This window comes from Bacillus sp. MM2020_4 (assembly GCF_011250555.1).
Lineage (GTDB): Bacteria > Bacillota > Bacilli > Bacillales > Cytobacillaceae > Neobacillus.
Genome location: NZ_JAANMZ010000036.1, coordinates 31,298 through 48,323, shown reverse-complemented (window position 1 = coordinate 48,323; position 17,026 = coordinate 31,298). Strand labels below are relative to the sequence as shown.

General features: G+C 38.3%; 21 protein-coding genes. 19 read left to right on the top strand and 2 right to left on the bottom strand.

Translation table 11 applies throughout. The features are described 5' to 3' along the window. Positions 1 to 333 precede the first annotated feature (333 nt). The 5 genes from G6554_RS19015 to G6554_RS18995 all read left to right on the top strand — a co-directional run bounded on the left by G6554_RS19015 (position 334) and on the right by G6554_RS18995 (position 6,043). Positions 334 to 2,070: a 2-oxoacid:acceptor oxidoreductase subunit alpha gene (locus G6554_RS19015; RefSeq protein WP_166244722.1), complete on the top strand. Its 1,737-nt coding sequence runs from the start codon at positions 334 to 336 to the stop codon at positions 2,068 to 2,070. After that, positions 2,071 to 2,937, top strand: coding sequence for a 2-oxoacid:ferredoxin oxidoreductase subunit beta (locus G6554_RS19010; RefSeq protein WP_166244721.1), 867 nt, complete (start codon positions 2,071 to 2,073; stop codon positions 2,935 to 2,937). Between the two features lie 319 nt (positions 2,938 to 3,256). After that, positions 3,257 to 4,801, top strand: coding sequence for a tRNA (N6-isopentenyl adenosine(37)-C2)-methylthiotransferase MiaB (gene miaB, locus G6554_RS19005; RefSeq protein ID WP_166244720.1), 1,545 nt, complete (start codon positions 3,257 to 3,259; stop codon positions 4,799 to 4,801). A gap of 1 nt (position 4,802) precedes the next feature. Beyond that, positions 4,803 to 5,258 carry a YlbF/YmcA family competence regulator gene (locus G6554_RS19000; RefSeq protein ID WP_166244719.1) on the top strand — a complete coding sequence of 152 codons (456 nt, stop codon included), beginning with the start codon at positions 4,803 to 4,805 and terminating at the stop codon, positions 5,256 to 5,258. Between the two features lie 239 nt (positions 5,259 to 5,497). Beyond that, positions 5,498 to 6,043 (top strand): outer spore coat protein CotE, encoded by a 546-nt coding sequence (locus G6554_RS18995; protein WP_149869644.1) that lies wholly within the window; start codon positions 5,498 to 5,500, stop codon positions 6,041 to 6,043. Between the two features lie 124 nt (positions 6,044 to 6,167). Here the strand turns inward: G6554_RS18995 and G6554_RS18990 are convergent, their stop codons facing one another. Together G6554_RS18990 and G6554_RS18985 are read right to left on the bottom strand one after the other, a co-directional pair. Further along, positions 6,168 to 7,346: a tyrosine-type recombinase/integrase gene (locus G6554_RS18990; RefSeq protein ID WP_166244718.1), complete on the bottom strand. Its 1,179-nt coding sequence runs from the start codon at positions 7,344 to 7,346 to the stop codon at positions 6,168 to 6,170. Between the two features lie 53 nt (positions 7,347 to 7,399). Next, complete coding sequence (locus tag G6554_RS18985) at positions 7,400 to 8,032, bottom strand: LexA family protein (RefSeq protein WP_166244717.1); 633 nt, start codon at positions 8,030 to 8,032, stop codon at positions 7,400 to 7,402. 137 nt (positions 8,033 to 8,169) lie between these two features. Between G6554_RS18985 and G6554_RS18980 the strand changes: the two genes are divergently transcribed. The 14 genes from G6554_RS18980 to G6554_RS18915 all read left to right on the top strand — a co-directional run bounded on the left by G6554_RS18980 (position 8,170) and on the right by G6554_RS18915 (position 17,022). After that, positions 8,170 to 8,361, top strand: coding sequence for a helix-turn-helix transcriptional regulator (locus tag G6554_RS18980; RefSeq protein WP_166244716.1), 192 nt, complete (start codon positions 8,170 to 8,172; stop codon positions 8,359 to 8,361). 49 nt (positions 8,362 to 8,410) lie between these two features. After that, the gene (locus G6554_RS18975) at positions 8,411 to 8,614 is read left to right on the top strand and encodes an AlpA family phage regulatory protein (RefSeq protein ID WP_166244715.1); all 204 of its coding nucleotides are present in this window, start codon (positions 8,411 to 8,413) and stop codon (positions 8,612 to 8,614) included. Between the two features lie 15 nt (positions 8,615 to 8,629). Continuing rightward, on the top strand, positions 8,630 to 8,842 hold the full coding sequence (locus G6554_RS18970) for a hypothetical protein (RefSeq protein ID WP_166244713.1): 213 nt from the start codon (positions 8,630 to 8,632) through the stop codon (positions 8,840 to 8,842). 30 nt (positions 8,843 to 8,872) lie between these two features. After that, positions 8,873 to 9,328 carry an XF1762 family protein gene (locus G6554_RS18965; RefSeq protein ID WP_166244711.1) on the top strand — a complete coding sequence of 152 codons (456 nt, stop codon included), beginning with the start codon at positions 8,873 to 8,875 and terminating at the stop codon, positions 9,326 to 9,328. Between the two features lie 373 nt (positions 9,329 to 9,701). After that, complete coding sequence (locus G6554_RS18960) at positions 9,702 to 9,953, top strand: hypothetical protein (protein ID WP_166244709.1); 252 nt, start codon at positions 9,702 to 9,704, stop codon at positions 9,951 to 9,953. Between the two features lie 202 nt (positions 9,954 to 10,155). Next, positions 10,156 to 10,581 (top strand): replication terminator protein, encoded by a 426-nt coding sequence (locus G6554_RS18955; RefSeq protein WP_166244706.1) that lies wholly within the window; start codon positions 10,156 to 10,158, stop codon positions 10,579 to 10,581. A gap of 6 nt (positions 10,582 to 10,587) precedes the next feature. Beyond that, the gene (locus tag G6554_RS18950) at positions 10,588 to 11,340 is read left to right on the top strand and encodes a hypothetical protein (RefSeq protein WP_166244704.1); all 753 of its coding nucleotides are present in this window, start codon (positions 10,588 to 10,590) and stop codon (positions 11,338 to 11,340) included. Positions 11,341 to 11,356: 16 nt separating this feature from the next. Continuing rightward, the gene (locus tag G6554_RS18945) at positions 11,357 to 12,667 is read left to right on the top strand and encodes an AAA family ATPase (RefSeq protein WP_166244702.1); all 1,311 of its coding nucleotides are present in this window, start codon (positions 11,357 to 11,359) and stop codon (positions 12,665 to 12,667) included. After that, positions 12,667 to 13,761 (top strand): ATP-binding protein, encoded by a 1,095-nt coding sequence (locus tag G6554_RS18940; RefSeq protein ID WP_166244700.1) that lies wholly within the window; start codon positions 12,667 to 12,669, stop codon positions 13,759 to 13,761. Before G6554_RS18945 ends, G6554_RS18940 begins: the two co-directional genes overlap by 1 nt. A gap of 23 nt (positions 13,762 to 13,784) precedes the next feature. Next, positions 13,785 to 14,021 (top strand): hypothetical protein, encoded by a 237-nt coding sequence (locus tag G6554_RS18935; protein WP_166244698.1) that lies wholly within the window; start codon positions 13,785 to 13,787, stop codon positions 14,019 to 14,021. A 9-nt stretch (positions 14,022 to 14,030) separates the two neighbouring features. After that, on the top strand, positions 14,031 to 14,603 hold the full coding sequence (locus tag G6554_RS18930; protein WP_242637885.1) for a hypothetical protein: 573 nt from the start codon (positions 14,031 to 14,033) through the stop codon (positions 14,601 to 14,603). 14 nt (positions 14,604 to 14,617) lie between these two features. Continuing rightward, complete coding sequence (locus tag G6554_RS18925; RefSeq protein ID WP_166244696.1) at positions 14,618 to 16,234, top strand: DEAD/DEAH box helicase; 1,617 nt, start codon at positions 14,618 to 14,620, stop codon at positions 16,232 to 16,234. A 66-nt stretch (positions 16,235 to 16,300) separates the two neighbouring features. Then, positions 16,301 to 16,579, top strand: a complete 279-nt coding sequence (locus G6554_RS18920) for a hypothetical protein (RefSeq protein WP_166244694.1) — start codon at positions 16,301 to 16,303, stop codon at positions 16,577 to 16,579. A 2-nt stretch (positions 16,580 to 16,581) separates the two neighbouring features. Further along, positions 16,582 to 17,022 carry a hypothetical protein gene (locus G6554_RS18915; RefSeq protein WP_166244692.1) on the top strand — a complete coding sequence of 147 codons (441 nt, stop codon included), beginning with the start codon at positions 16,582 to 16,584 and terminating at the stop codon, positions 17,020 to 17,022. Positions 17,023 to 17,026 lie beyond the last annotated feature (4 nt).

Here is a 17,026-nt window from a genome sequence, read left to right as displayed (position 1 = left end):
GAAAAAACAAGGGTTAACTCTCAATAAGAGGGGTAAATACTGTTAAAGTGGAGGATTTGGCCAAATATTTATTTTGTTTTTTCATAAAAGGAAATATCAATTTTTTAATAATAAAAAAATATTCATATTTTAGACAATATTTCTCACCAAAGGGTTGCATTTTTTAGTGCATAGGTCTAGAATTGTAAGCGTTTAGTACATATCCTTTCTTCAGTTTCTTTTGGTCTTTAAAGCAATAAAAAGGCTGATTTTTAGTGAATTACTAGGATAAGTGCTACACTAATAAATGATTTAATCTACTGATTTTTTACATATCCAAAGGGGTGTAAGGAAATGATCAATCAACTTTCGTGGAAAGTTGGCGGACAACAAGGGGAAGGTATTGAAAGTACTGGGGAAATCTTTGCAATCGCACTGAATCGCCTAGGATATTACTTGTATGGTTATCGTCACTTTTCATCACGTATCAAAGGCGGTCATACAAATAATAAGATCAGAGTAAGCACAACAGATGTACGCTCTATTTCTGATGACCTTGATATCCTTGTAGCATTTGACCAAGAAACTATCGATGTAAACTACAAAGAGCTTCATAGCAAAGGAGTAATCCTTGCAGATGCAAAATTTACTCCAAAGAAACCAGAAGATACTGAAGCAGCAATGTATGCGGTTCCTTTTACAGAAATTGCAACCGAGTTAGGGACCTCCTTAATGAAAAATATGGTGGCAATCGGTGCGACTTCAGCTGTTCTAGATTTGGATATTCATGTTTTTGAAGAGGTTGTCCGGGAAATTTTTGGCAAAAAGGGCGACAAAGTAGTTGCTAAGAACATGGAAGCAATCAATGCTGGTTTTGAGTATATGAAAGAAAAAATGGATTCCGCTATTCCAACAATGATACTTGAAAAAGCAGATGGCAAAAAGCGGATGTATATGATTGGTAATGATGCAATCGCATTGGGAGCATTAGCTGCAGGCTGCCGCTTTATGGCTGCTTACCCAATCACACCTGCCTCAGATATCATGGAATATTTGATTAAAAAACTTCCAGCAGTTGGTGGAACTGTAATCCAAACTGAAGACGAAATTGCAGCATGTACCATGACGATCGGTGCTAGCTACGGTGGAGTTCGTGCAATTACAGCTTCTTCAGGTCCTGGATTATCATTAAAGATGGAAGCGATCGGACTTGCCGGGATTACAGAGACCCCGCTTGTTATTGTTGACACACAACGTGGCGGTCCTTCAACAGGATTGCCAACAAAACAGGAACAATCCGATTTAATGGCTATGATTTATGGAACACATGGGGAAATTCCGAAAATTGTAATGGCTCCAAGTACTGTAGAAGAAGCTTTCTATGACACAGCGGAAGCATTTAACCTTGCGGAAGAATATCAATGCCCTGTAATTGTTTTATCTGACCTTCAATTATCTTTAGGTAAACAAACAGTTGAACCTCTTGATGTTTCAAAGGTTGAAATTAGACGAGGTAAGCTCGTTGCGGAAGAACTTCCAGAGATTGAAAACAAAGGATATTTTAAACGCTATGAAGTTACGGAAGATGGTGTTTCACCTCGTTCGATTCCTGGTATGAAGAATGGTATTCATCACGTAACTGGTGTTGAACATGCTGAAACAGGAAAACCATCTGAATCGGCTACAAACCGGATTGCACAGATGGATAAACGTATGCGCAAGGTTGAAAATATTCGTTTTAATACACCGGTTTATAAAAATGCACCACATGAAGATGCAGATCTTTTAATTGTTGGATTTAACTCTACTCGCGGTGTAATTGAAGAAGCGATGACACGTTTAGAAAAAGACGGCTTGAAAGTAAATCATGCGCAAATTCGTTTAATTCATCCGTTCCCATCTGATGAAGTGCTACCGCTTATTCGTTCAGCAAAGAAAGTTATTGTCATTGAAAACAATGCGACTGGACAATTAGCCAATATTATGAAAATGAATGTTGGTCATGCTGAAAAAATTACAAAGTATGTTAAATATGATGGTAATCCATTTCTACCACACGAAGTTCATTCAAAATGTAAGGAGTTGTTCTAAATGGCCACTTTTAAAGACTTTCGAAATGATGTTAAACCGAACTGGTGCCCTGGCTGTGGCGACTTCTCCGTACAAGCGGCAATGCAGCGTGCGGCAGCAAATGTAGGTCTAGAACCACAAAATTTAGCAGTTATTTCAGGTATCGGTTGTTCTGGCCGTATCTCTGGTTATATCAATTCATACGGTTTTCATGGAATCCATGGTCGTTCACTTCCGATTGCCCAAGGTGTTAAAATGGCCAATCGTGATTTAACGGTTATTGCTTCCGGTGGTGATGGTGATGGATATGCGATAGGAATGGGACATACCGTTCATGCCATCCGTCGTAATGTAGATATTACCTACATCGTCATGGATAACCAAATTTATGGATTAACAAAAGGACAAACATCACCACGGTCTGCCGTAGGTTTTAAAACAAAATCTACTCCAATGGGGTCAATTGAACAATCTATTTCCCCAATGGAACTGGCTTTAACAGTTGGAGCAACCTTTGTTGCACAAAGCTTTTCAACTGATTTAAAAGACTTAACAGCCTTAATTGAAGCTGGTATTAATCATAAAGGTTTCTCTTTAATCAATGTATTTAGTCCATGTGTAACTTATAATAAAGTCAACACTTATGACTGGTTTAAGGAAAACCTTACGAAGCTTGCTGACGTTGAAGGTTATGATCCATCAAATCGTGAAATGGCGATGCAGACATTAATGAAGCATAATGGCTTAGTTACTGGACTTATCTACCAAAACACGGAGCGTCCTTCTTATCAAGAATTACTTACTGATTACTCTGAAGAACCATTAGTGGATGCAAAATTAACTTTAGATCAATCACACTTTGATAAACTTGTGGCAGAGTTCATGTAATAAATGAATAAAAAAATCCCGTTGAATCGTATTCGCGGGATTTTTTATGGCGAATTTAGTGAAATACATCACATAAATAGTTACTATTTCTCTATATAATTATCTTATTTACGTTAATGTGATTAATGTCATTTGGGAAGAATCTTGATGCGGGAGCGTTTACAGGGTTTTCTATTGTTTTCATAAAGGTAAACCTTTATACTATAATAATGTGCAGATATAGCGGTTATATTCATGTTAATGCACAGGTAAAAAATAACATTTGGAAATCCAATAGACGGTAAATAGGAAATTTTTAAAGAAAGGGGATTTAAAATAGATGAATGAAGAACAGCGATTAGAAGGTCAAAAAGTGGCAACTGAAAATTCTTCGGACAAAAAATCCGCCAAGGATTACAGTAAATACTTTGAACAAGTCATTACCGCACCTTCCTTAAAAGAAGCAAAAAAACGTGGTAAAGAGGAAGTAAAATACCATAGTGACTTTGCCATTCCAGAAGAATTCCGGGGAATGGGTGAAGGGCGTAAGTTTTATATCCGTACCTATGGCTGTCAAATGAATGAGCACGATACAGAAGTAATGGCCGGTATCTTTTTAGCATTGGGTTACGAGCCCACTGACAGCACAGAGGAGGCAAACGTAATTCTCTTAAACACCTGTGCTATTCGTGAGAATGCCGAAAACAAAGTATTTGGCGAGCTGGGCCATTTAAAGGCATTAAAAACAGAAAAACCGGACCTACTTATCGGCGTTTGTGGATGTATGTCTCAGGAAGAATCCGTTGTTAATAAAATCTTAAAAACGTATCAACAGGTTGATATGATCTTTGGTACCCATAATATTCATCGCTTACCTAATATTTTACATGAAGCATATATGTCAAAAGAAATGGTTGTCGAAGTATGGTCAAAGGAAGGGGACGTCATTGAAAACCTTCCAAAAGTTCGCCGCGGTAAAATTAAAGCATGGGTAAACATTATGTATGGTTGTGATAAGTTCTGTACGTATTGTATCGTTCCTTTCACTCGTGGAAAGGAGCGGAGCCGTCGACCTGAGGAAATTATCCAAGAGGTCCGTCAATTGGCAGCACAAGGCTATCAGGAAGTCACTCTCCTTGGTCAAAACGTAAATGCCTATGGTAAAGACCTTGAGGGTGTTAACTACGGTCTTGGGGAGCTAATGGATGATTTACGTAAAATCGATATTCCAAGGATTCGTTTTACTACAAGCCATCCACGTGACTTTGATGATCGTTTGATTGAGGTTCTTGCCAAAGGCGGTAACTTAATGGATCATATCCATTTACCTGTACAATCTGGATCCACAGACGTCTTAAAAATAATGGCTCGTAAGTATACAAGAGAACAATATTTAGAGCTTGTAAGAAAAATTAAGGCGGCAATTCCGAATGTTGCATTGACAACGGATATTATCGTTGGTTATCCGAACGAGACGGACGAACAGTTTGAAGAAACGATGTCCCTTTATCGTGAAGTGGGGTATGAATTGGCTTACACATTTATTTATTCTCCACGGGAAGGAACTCCAGCGGCAAAAATGGAGGATAATGTTCCGTTGGAAGTGAAGAAAGCCCGCCTGCAGCGCCTTAATGCACTTGTAAATGAGCTGTCTTTAGAAGCAATGAAAAAACATGAAGGTCAAATTCTTGATGTTCTTGTTGAAGGGGAAAGTAAGAACAACCCGGATGTCTTAGCTGGATATACTTCAAGGAACAAGCTTGTAAACTTCGCTGCTCCAAAGTCAGCTATTGGAAAAATAGTAAAAGTAAAAATTACAGAAGCAAGAACATGGTCATTAAACGGAGAAATGGTGGAAGAATTAGAACCGGTAGAGGTGAAATAAAGTGGCAAAATATACAAAAGACGATATCGTCGCTCGTGCGACAGATCTAGCACGGATGATAGCAGAAACTGAGGAAGTTGACTTCTTCAAACGGGCAGAAGCACATATTCATGATAATCAAAAGGTGAAGACGCTAATTGCCGATATCAAAGGGTTGCAAAAGCAAGCTGTTAACTTACAGCATTATGGAAAACCAGAAGCGTTAAAGAAAGTAGAAAATAAAATTGCTACTATTGAACAAGAGTTGGATGACATTCCTGTGGTACAGGATTTCAAACAATCACAAGTTGAAGTGAATGAACTACTTCAACTCATTGCATCAACGATATCTAATACGGTTACTGATGAAATTATCCTTTCAACAGGTGGCGACGTGTTACTCGGTGAAACGGGTGCTAGCATGCAAAATGGCGGCGGATCTTGTGAAGGTCATGATGATTGTGACCATGATCATTAACCACAAAGACCAGACTTCTAAATGAAGCCTGGTTTTCTTTTTTTTTACCCATACCCCCGAATGATTCAGCCCCACATTCCTTCATTTTAAAGTACATGCATGAAAGGCACACACCTATAAATCCCGCATAAAATGAACTATGACTAAACTTTTAACCAGTATTCGCAAAATTATATATCACACTAGTCTACAATTTAGCATACGATGAAATGAAAATGAATGAGGAGGGTTCGCGCGAAATGGGAGAATATAGAGAGATAATTACCAAGGCCGTAGTAGCGAAAGGACGGAAATTTACCCAGTCCAATCATACAATTAGCCCGGCACACAGTCCAACAAGTATTCTTGGCTGTTGGATCATCAACCATAAATATAACGCGAAAAAGGTTGGCAAGACCGTAGAGATACATGGCTCATATGACATCAACGTTTGGTACTCATTTAATGATAATACCAAAACAGAAGTAGTGACCGAACGTGTTCAATATACGGATGTCATCAAGTTAAAGTATCGTGACCATGATTGCCTCGATGACAACGAAATTTGTGCTCGAGTGCTGCAACAGCCTAACTGCTGTGAAGCTGTTATTTCCCCTAACGGTAACCGAATCATTGTCCATGTCGAAAGGGAATTCCTTGTTGAAGTGATTGGCGAGACGAAGGTTTGTGTCCGTGTCAGCTCTGAGGGCTGTAAAGACAATGACGAAGATTGGGGACTGGATGTGGACGATGAAGAATTCGAAGAACTAAACCCGGATTTCTTGGTCGGCTCTGAAGAGGAATAAAGACACTAGGAAGGTAATACTTCCTAGTTTTTTTCTTTTAACTAGGAGAGAAGTGTTGATATTACTAACTTTTCGATGCCCGTTTTTCTTGCGAAAATAATAAAGTGACCAATAAGTGACCAAATTATAATAATTCATTAAGTAGATCACTAACATTTTCTTTGTCTGCATCAGTTAAGTGGCTATAAGTTTTAAATATTAATTTAATATCAGAATGTCCAAGTTGCACCTGAACAACTTGAGGATTTGCTCCTTTACTAATCATATAAGAAGCGTAAGTGTGACGAAGGCCATGAAGATTCAAAGATGGTAAATTATATTTTTTTACGATTCCACCCCAAATTGTAGTCAACCTATCAGGATGCGTGGGAAATCCGTTAGATTTGGTAAATAATAAATTGATTGGTTTTTCATTTTCATCAAGCAATGGATTCCAAGCAGAACCAGAAGCATCTTTTAACTTAATTTGTTGTTCCGCATATTCCTTTATTTCCTTCATGAATTTTTTGGGGATATTAACAATTCTAGATCGCTTTGATTTTGTATCCCCAAGAAATATTTTTTTTGTTTCTTTGTCGTATTTTAATGTTCTATCGATTAAAATAGTGCAATTATTAAAATCGAGACATTCCAATCTAATTCCAGCGATTTCTGACATCCTCAGTCCGCCTAAAGCAGCTAATTTAATTTGTATACGGTCTTTTGGACGCACATTCTTTAAGACATCTAGTAAATGTTCAAGTTGTTCCTTATTATAAAATTGAATTTCACGTTTCTCTTTTTTTACTTGTGGACTCCGTACGTTTTTCATAGGATTTTCTTTTATGATCTGCCATTCTACGGCTTTAGCGAAAACACTTTTAAGCACGTTGTATTTTCCTACTAGGTTTGATGCTTTCTTTTCTTTTTGTTCCTTAAAAAAAACAACAATATCATAAGCTTTAATCCTTGCCATTTTAAGTTTTCCTAACGCATCAAGAACACCATCGTTTAATCGATTGTTATATGCATCTCTGGATCCTATGGCCAAGTCAACCTTTACGTAATTATCCATCCAGCGGGTTACAAATTGAGAAAAGGTGATATTTTCTATCCTGATTGATTTCGTTTTTTCTTTATTTGCAACTTCAATTTCAAATTCGGTAATGGCCTTTTTTATAGATCGTTCTGAAATCTTTTTCATTCGTACTGTTTTAAAAAATCTAATCCGTTCACCAGTGAGTTCATTGTATCCGTGTTCAACTGTTATTTTTATCCCAGGTAAGCCTTTTTTATTAGGTCCTAGTTCTTCGTAACTTGCCATGATTAATCACCCCAAATATTAAAAAGAAAGGCGGAGTGTCGTCCGCCTAGGGTTTAAAGGTCCCTTGTATAGCGAATTGCTTTACCTATTATTCTGGCTGGATTCTCCTCATTGATAATGTAAGATGGGAAGGCAGGATTATCAGGCAATAACATAATTACATTACCTTGTTTTTTTACTCTTTTCAGAGTTGCTTCTGTATCGCCATTTACTAAGACTGCTGCAATCTCACCATTTTCCACATCTTCCTGCTTCCGTATCAATACGAAAGAACTGTTAGGAATTGTAGGTTCCATTGATTTTCCTTTGGCTTCTAAATAAAAGATTTTCCCACTTGGTAAAGTATCTGGGGATTCATTTCTGTACCCCGCGAAGTTTTCTTCAGCATAAATTGGATCCCCACAAGCAATAGTACCCAATACCGGCACCTTAACTGTTTGAGGCATTATTTCGTACAAATTGGATGGCCGTTCTTCTATTAGTTCTGTCTTTTCAACATGAAAAAAATCTGCCATCATTTGTATTTTGTCAATTCGTGGATATTTTTTTCCTTGGGTCCAATAAGAAACAGATGTTTCACTTACTTTTAAATGATCTGCTAAATCTTTTTGGTCAATCCCTTTGGTGTTCAGTAACCTTTGAAGGTTTTTGGAAAACACTTCTCTCTGACTGCTCAATTTTTTCATCTCCTTCCACCTTTTCATTATAAACTTTAAGTTATTAATTTTAAACGCATTTTGCAAAAAAAATTAACTTTTAGTATTGACAGTTAACTTTAAGTTAATTATGATAAATGCATAAGATAAAAAAACGAGGTGATAACATGCAAATGTCACTAGAGGCTTTGCGAGTAAACAAAGGAATGACTCAACAAGATGTAGCTGATAGACTCGGAGTCTCTCGAAACACCGTAATAAAGTGGGAAAGTGGTGAAGTGAAACCTAAAGAATTAGTCATATACGCACTAGCCAAACTGTATGAAGTAGATTTGGATATGATGCGGGTTCCTGTTTAATTTTTTTTACTCTCCACTTAACTTTAAGTTAATAAACGAGGTGGTCTTTTTGAGAAAAGTTAGAGGAGTAAAAAGTGTTTGTGATTATCTAAGTTCCATTCAATGTCCGATGAGTGAATCAACCATTTTTCGTTTGATGCGGACGAATGAAGTGCCGTTTTCAAGACCAGCTCCAAGGGTTGTTATTTTTGACCTTGATGAAATTGATTGTTGGATAGGAAATGCTTCCAAAGAAAAACAAATTACTAACTAAAAGGAGGTTTTAAAAATGAAAAAAATCTCAAAAACAGAAGCTATCCAAAGCATGAATGAAATCGATCATAAAGTCATGGCCCAGGAATTAGAATCAGTTTTCAATTCGGATCAACGAAACGGTCGGGAAATGACTAATCATTTTTTCTTGGATAGTGATAATTCTATCGTCCTTGAAATGTATTGGGATAAAGTTCTGGTTCAAACGCTACGATTTAGTCGGCATTGAACCAAATTTCGTCGTAAAGGAGAAGATTGAGTGAAATATAAATTACAGCCAATAACCCTAAAAGAGGCTCAATTATTCGTTAATGAGTATCATCGTCATAACGTTTCTCCTCAAGGACATAAGTTTTCAATTGGATTAAATAATGGTGAGAAGATCATAGGGGTTGTAATGGTTGGCAGACCTGTTGCTAGGCATAATGACGATGGTTGGACGCTTGAAGTCATTCGTTGCTGTGTCATTGAAGGTTATAAGGATGCGTGCTCAATGCTATATGCTGCCTCTTGGAGAGTAGCAAGAAATTTAGGATATAACAGATTAATTACCTACACTTTGAAAGAAGAACCTGGATCTAGTTTAAAAGCAGCTGGTTACAAAATTATTGGAGAAACAAAAGTAAGACCTAAAGGATGGGATACTCCGTCTCGGCCAAGAGTAAAAGCCGAACGTTACCCAGAAGGGCAAAAAACGATTTGGGAGATTAATTAAGACGCATTACGAAACAAAATTTACACCAAGCCTATCTAGGCTCTTCTTTTTACCATTATGGCGAAACTTGATGAACGAAATTAGTAATACCTTAAGGAGGTGATGAATAGCGTGGGCATCGCAGTGACAGGAATCATCATTATCGGGTTAATGGTTGTTGGTCATGCGGCGGTTTGGGCATTTGGATTAGTTAATGAGGGAGGGGAGTAAGTGAGAAACAAATATCCTGGTACCTGTTATAGATGCGGAAAGGTAGTCGCAAAAGGCGAAGGGCATTTCGAGCGGTATTTAGGTGGCTGGCGAACACAACATGCTGATTGCGCAATTAAATACCGTGGTACTAATCAGCATTTCTTGAGGGGAGGTGAGACAAATGGACAGAAAAACGCTTGAGCAAATGGAAAAACAAGCAATAAAGGCTCGGGAGATTGTTGATGAAATTGAAAGTCTGGAAAGAGCAATCGAAAGAGTTGCTAATGCGGATGAAGTAGATTTTTCGACGAATGAGTTACTGTTTTGTGTGAACGTTACAGACAAATCCACGGTTAAGTTATTAGCAGAAACATTTGCTGCCATTGCAAAAGAAGAAATCCAACGGCTAGAACAAGAACTAGCTGAATTATAAGGAGGAGTTAATCAATTTGAGGGAGGTGATACATATTGAATAAGAAGGAAAAATTAGAAGAATTAATTCAAAAATTCCAAGCACTAGGGATCAAGATCGACTGGTGTAAAAGGTTTTTCGAGCAATAAAAAAGACCACTCCGTTAAAGTGGTCCATAAAAATTAAGACAGCTTAATTATAGCACGACTTGGAGGTTGAAGGAATGAGTCATAAAAGTATTGATTTACCATTATCTCGGTTAGCTAATGGTGCCATTCAAGAAAAATTAGATATTGAGCTTCAAAAGGTATTCGATAACATTCATGATCCTAACACAAAGGCAGAAGATAAACGTGCCGTAACGATTAAACTGGAATTCGCTCCTGATGAAAATCGGCAAACAGTAAAAGTAAATAGCAACATTTCTATTAAATTAGCAAATGTCCGCGATGTTTCCATGACGGTATTAACTGGCAAGGATCTCTCAAATGGAAAAATCGAAGCGAAAGAACTTAAGTCGAATGTGCCAGGGCAAACTTATTTTGATGATGAATTAACTCCTAAAACAGATATCGGTGTTCCGGTAGATGTCATAGAACGTGAGTTAAATAGAAAAAAAGTTATTAATCTTCAAGAAAATAGGGGGTAATGATCCATGTTAAAAGAAGCCATTAAGTTTTTAGTAGATTTATCAATTCAGCCGGACGAAAGATTCGTAGATATCCAAGATTCAGAAGGGGAAAATCGTTCATTTGTAATTGACAGTGAAGGTGCAGCTCGTGAAATTAAACCTCTTGTAACTCGTGCATCCGAATCATTACGTATAAATACCCTGACTGGATTGGTCGACTATGTGAAAGCTAATCTCGAAAGACAATCTTCTAATTTTTACTTACAGATATTAGACGAAAAAACCGTACTTCTTAAAGGGGTACTTGATATTGATGGCGGCCGCGAAACCTTAGTTACTGCTGAGGCGATTGTTCCTAAATTTAATTATGGATACTTCCATAATGCTGAAGAACTGATCATTGCTTTTCAATCCAAATTTACGACTACTAAGGACCGTGAGTTGCTTCTGAAAGTCATTGGCAACGTCAAGGAAGAAAATGTACGTCAGACTGGAGATAACGGGTTTTCTCAAGCTGTAACTATCAAAACTGGCGTTGCCTCTGCTGACGATGTGTTGGTTCCTAATCCAGTCACTTTAGCACCATATCGCACTTTCCTTGAAGTAGATCAACCAATGAGTGATTTTGTTTTCCGAATGAAGGATGGTCCGTCAGCTGCCATTTTTGAAGCCGATGGTGGTGCATGGAGAAATCAGGCTATTTCCAACGTCCGTGAATATTTAAAAGTTGAGTTAGTTGAAGAAATTGAATCCGGAAAAATTACTATCATCGCTTAAGGGGGAGGGAATCAAGATGATAAAAATTAACAAACTCGAAATAGAAAATGTCAAACGTGTTAAGGCTGTCAAAATTGAACCTTCGCCAAGTGGATTAACTGTTATTGGTGGGGGGAACGGTCAAGGAAAAACAAGTGTACTGGACTCCATTGCGTGGGCATTAGGTGGTAATAAGTATCGTCCTTCTCAAGCAAATCGTGAAGGATCTGTCGTTCCTCCACACCTTCATCTAGTTCTTTCTAATGGGCTAATAGTCGAACGTAAGGGTAAAAACTCTGATTTAAAAGTTATTGATCCCAACGGTCAAAAAGGTGGCCAACAACTACTTGATAGCTTTGTAGAAGAACTGGCCATAGATTTACCTAAATTCATGAATTCGACCAGCAAAGAAAAAGCGAACATCTTACTTAGAATTATTGGTGTAGGGGACAAGCTTTTTGAATTAGAAAGAAAAGAGCAAGAAGTCTACAATCAGCGCCGAACCATCGGTCAAATTGCAGATCAAAAAGAAAAATTCGCAAGAGAACAGCCTTATTTCTCTGATGCTCCAAAAGAATTGATATCTGCCTCCGATTTGATTAAACAGCAGCAAGAAATTTTGGCGAGAAACGGTGAAAATCAAAGAAAACGTAAAAACCTTACACAAATTCAAGCTCTGTATGCTAGTCAAGGACAAGAGATTCAAAGATTAGAAGCACAATTAAATCAAGCGAAATTAGCGTACGCGAAAACTGGCGAAGATTTAGCTATTGCACAAAAAGATGCCCTTGATCTAATTGATGAGTCGACTGAAGCATTAGAATCCAATATCCAACAAATTGACGAGATTAATAGAAAGGTAAGGGCTAATCTCGATAAGGATAAGGCCGAAACGGATGCTGCTGAATACAGAACGCAATATGCACAATTAACCACTACTATTGATGATGTGCGTAAACAAAAAACTGATTTACTGGCCAACGCCGATCTACCCCTACCAGGATTATCAGTTGCAGACGGTGATCTGATTTATAACGGTCAAAAGTGGGACAACATGAGCGGTGCAGAGCAGCTTAAAGTTTCTACTGCTATTGTCCGCAAATTGAAACCCAACTGCGGTTTTATCCTACTAGACAAATTGGAACAGATGGATTTGAATACCTTAAATGAGTTTGGACAATGGTTAGAGCAAGAAGGATTACAGGCCATTGCTACTCGAGTAAGCACGGGGGAAGAATGCTCAATTATTATCGAAGATGGTTATGTCGCTGGACAGGAGAATATACCAGTCCAACCGCCACAACAACCCGCGGCTGAGCCTAAAACTTGGAAAGCAGGTGAATTTTGATGCAAGACTTTGAAGTGCTTGATGGAAAAATTGAAAAGGCTAAAAAGGTTGTCTTATATGGTCCAGAGGGAATTGGAAAATCATCATTAGCCGCACAATTCCCGGATCCTATTTTCATAGACACAGAAGGTTCTACGACCGAACTTAATGTAAAACGTGTAAAAAAGCCAACAAGTTGGACAATGTTAAACCAACAAGTGGATTGGGTCAAATCAAAAGTAGGCACATATAAAACACTTATTATTGATACGGTCGATTGGGCAGAAATGCAATGCACTGAATTTGTATGTTCACAACACAATAAAAGTGGTGTCGAGGATTTCGGATATGGAAATGGATACGTTTATGTGAAAGAGGAATTAGGTCGTTTCCTTAATAAACTGAGTGATGTTGTAGAAGCTGGTATTCATGTTGTGCTTACTGCACACGCTCAAATCGTTAAGTTTGAGCAACCAGACGAAATGGGCTCTTATGACCGTTACCAATTAAAGCTAGGAAAAAAGACAAGTTCTCAAACAGCTCCTTTAGTAAAAGAATGGGCAGATATGGTGCTATTCATCAATTACAAAACGTACAGCGTGGCAGTTGATGACAAGGGCAAGAAGCACAAGGCGCAAGGCGGAGTTAGAACGGTCCACGCTACTCATCACCCTGCTTGGGACGCTAAAAACCGCCATGGCTTGCCTGATGAATTCCCATTAGATTACTCATATATTGCACATATTTTTAATGGAGTACAGCAGGCGCCAACTCAAACGGCAGTACAAAGTTCAGCACCACCAGTACAACAACAGATGCAGCCGCCTGTGCAACCGACTCAACCGCCAGTTGATCCAGTGCCCGCGCCTGCTAACCCGACGCCTGTAAATACTGTCAAATTAAATCCTTTAATTCCACAGTCATTAAGGGATTTAATGCAACAGAATGGAGTCTCAGAAGAAGAAATTCAAGTGGTGGTTAGTCAAAAGGGTTATTACCCAATGGATACACCGATCATCAATTATGATTCTAGCTTTATTGAAGGAGTGTTGGTCGGTGCATGGGCGCAAGTTCATGGCATGGTAGTGGATTTTAGAAAAACTCTACCATTCTAACAAATTTGAAGGGCGTGAACGAGATGAAAGTATTTGTTGTTCAAATCGATAATGGACAAGAATATAGCGACTATGCAGATTGGATAGATGGTATTTTCAAATCATTCAGATCAGCTTCAAAACACTTAATTGATAAAGGATTTATTCCTTATGCAATTAAAAATCAATTAGGTGAATTTATTCTTAATTTTGAAAACCCTAAGGTATCTGGTGCTGTTAATCAAACTGCTTGGATTACTAAATTTGAATTAAATGATTAGGAGGAATTAATGATGAATCAAGAAAGAGAATTAGGTTGGGATGATGAGATAGAAAAGGACGGTAGTGATTTTATATTGCTACCAGCTGGAGATTACAACTTTACTGTAACGAAATTTGAACGTGGACGCTTTGCTGGTAGTGCTAAAATGCCAGCTTGCAACCAAGCGAAACTCGAATTAAAAGTTCAAAGTCCAGAACATGGGGATGTAACTATTTTTCACACATTGCTTCTCCATACAAAAACAGAAGGGTTTTTATCAAACTTTTTCGCTGGTATCGGTCAAAAGAAAAAGGGAGAAAAATTACGAATGAATTGGAATACTGTTATTGGTTCAAAAGGGAAATTGAAACTAAAAACAAATAAGTTCATAGGCAAAGACGGTGTAGAAAAAACAAATAATGAAGTCCAAACATTCTATTCCTATGAAGAAGCTTTCCCGCAAGGACAAGCACAACAAGGTTATCAACAACCTACACAGGGATATCAACAGCCGCAACAACAGTATCAACAACAGCAACAGCCAATGCAGCAAACACCTTTTCCAACAAATAATAACGGATTTGTTCCGGGGCAATTCTAGGAGGTTCTTGATATATGAAGCTCAGAGATTACCAACAAGGTGCCCGGGAAGCTATACAAAAAGAGTGGGAAGATGGAAAAAAGAAAACATTGTTGGTTCTGCCGACAGGATGTGGAAAGACGATAGTTTTCTCAAAGGTTATTGAAGATAGAGTAAAAAAGGGCGAGCGTGTTCTCGTCCTTGCCCACCGGGGCGAATTATTGGAACAAGCTGCCGATAAATTAGAAAAATCCACTGGATTAAAATGTGCAACTGAAAAAGCAGAACAAACGTCAATTGGCAGTTGGTTTCGTGTTGTGGTTGGTAGTGTACAGACTTTGCAACGTGAGAAACGATTAAATCAATTTAGTAAAGATTTCTTTGACACCATTGTGATCGATGAAGCACATCACTGTATTTCAGATGGATATCAGAGGGTGCTTAGTCACTTTGATGAAGCAAATGTCCTGGGAGTTACTGCTACACCAGACCGTGGTGATATGCGGAATTTAGGCACTTACTTCGAGAGCTTAGCATACGAGTACACCTTGCCAAAAGCAATCAAATCAGGATATTTAAGCCCAATCAAAGCCCTAACGATTCCGTTGGAATTAGATTTAACGACAGTCGGTCAACAGGCGGGTGATTTTAAGTCTAGTGATTTAGGCACAGCGCTGGATCCGTACTTGCATCAGATTGCGGATGAAATGGTAAAGAATTGCATGAACAGAAAAACAGTTGTCTTCCTTCCATTAGTTAAGACAAGTCAAAAGTTCATGGAAATCCTGAACAAAAAGGGATTTAGAGCAGCTGAGGTAAATGGGGAATCCAAAGACCGTGCTGAAATTTTGGAAGATTTCGATAAAGATAAATACAACGTATTGTGTAATTCCATGTTGCTAACAGAAGGATGGGATTGCCCGTCTGTCGATTGTGTAGTAGTCCTGCGGCCGACAAAAGTTAGAAGCTTATATAGCCAGATGGTTGGGCGCGGTACCCGATTATTTGAAGGTAAAACTGAATTATTATTGCTTGATTTTCTTTGGCATACAGAACGTCACGAGCTTTGTCATCCAGCCCATTTAATTGCTGAAAATGATGAAGTAGCTAAGGCGATGACGAAACAAATCGAAGAAGCTGGTATTCCTTTAGATTTAGAAATGGTAGAAAAGCAAGCTGTCGAAGATGTTGTAGCCCAACGTGAAGAAGCCTTAGCTAAACAGCTAGAAGAAATGAAGCGTCGTAAACGGAAACTGGTGGATCCACTTCAATTCGAAATGAGTATCCAAGCTGAAGACTTATCAAGTTATGTTCCTTCGTTCGGATGGGAAATGGGCCCACCTTCCGAAAAACAGGTTAATACCTTAGAAAAATTGGGTATCTTGCCTGATGAAATCGATAATGCTGGGAAGGCCACAAAACTATTAGAACGCTTAGATAAGCGCCGTGAAGAAGGATTAACCACACCTAAACAAATTCGTTTCCTAGAGGGCAGAGGATTTGAACATGTAGGTACCTGGTCATTTGAAGGCGCCAAGAAATTAATTGACAGGATTGCGGCAAACGGATGGAAGATACCAGCTGGAATAAATCCTAAAGAATACCGCGGAGATAGCGAAAAAAGCGTAGTGGATATGTTCGGCTCATGGTGATGACAGTCATGTGTGACGAAATGACTAATGAAGTCAATATTCGATTTGGGTAGGAGGGCAAAGAAAGTGGAAATCAGACAAACCAGTACCTATCGTCCATATAATCGCAATAATTTTGAAGAAAAGCCACCTGGTAAACCAGTAGGAGAAATAGAAGTAGTGCCGTTTGGCTATCCGAAGGATAAATTTAATCCATTTATCGTTTATTTGGTCGTAAGTCCCTATCGTCGGGACTTTAATAAAATTGTTGATCAGATTAATCAACAGCGAAAAGCAAAACTACCGGCATATGAGAGAGATTTGTTCAATAGCTGCTTTAAAAACTGGAATAAAGGGAGCGAATGAAAATGAGTAATTTAGTTAATTGGGCAAAACAAGAATTAGAACTTATCGGCAGCCACGATGATGAAATGCAACAAATGATGAACAAAGATATTTTACAAATAGTTGAAGCGTTTTCTGATCAAGGTCATAGCGGATTTAGTGCTGGATATGCACTCAACCTTATTAAGCGACTATTAGACTGGAAACCTATTACACCACTCACCGGCGAAGAAGACGAATGGGGAGAGGTTTATTATACAGACAAAGAACAAACCCAACAAAATAAGCGTTGTTCGGCAGTATTTAGAAAATACAAAGATAATTCAACAGCTTACTATATTGATGGAAAAGTCTTTTCTGATGACGGAGGAGAAACTTGGTATACGAACCGTGATAGTTTCGTACCAGTGACATTTCCATATCTGGTACCGGAAAAACCCGAACGGATTGTCTTAGAAAAATAAGTCA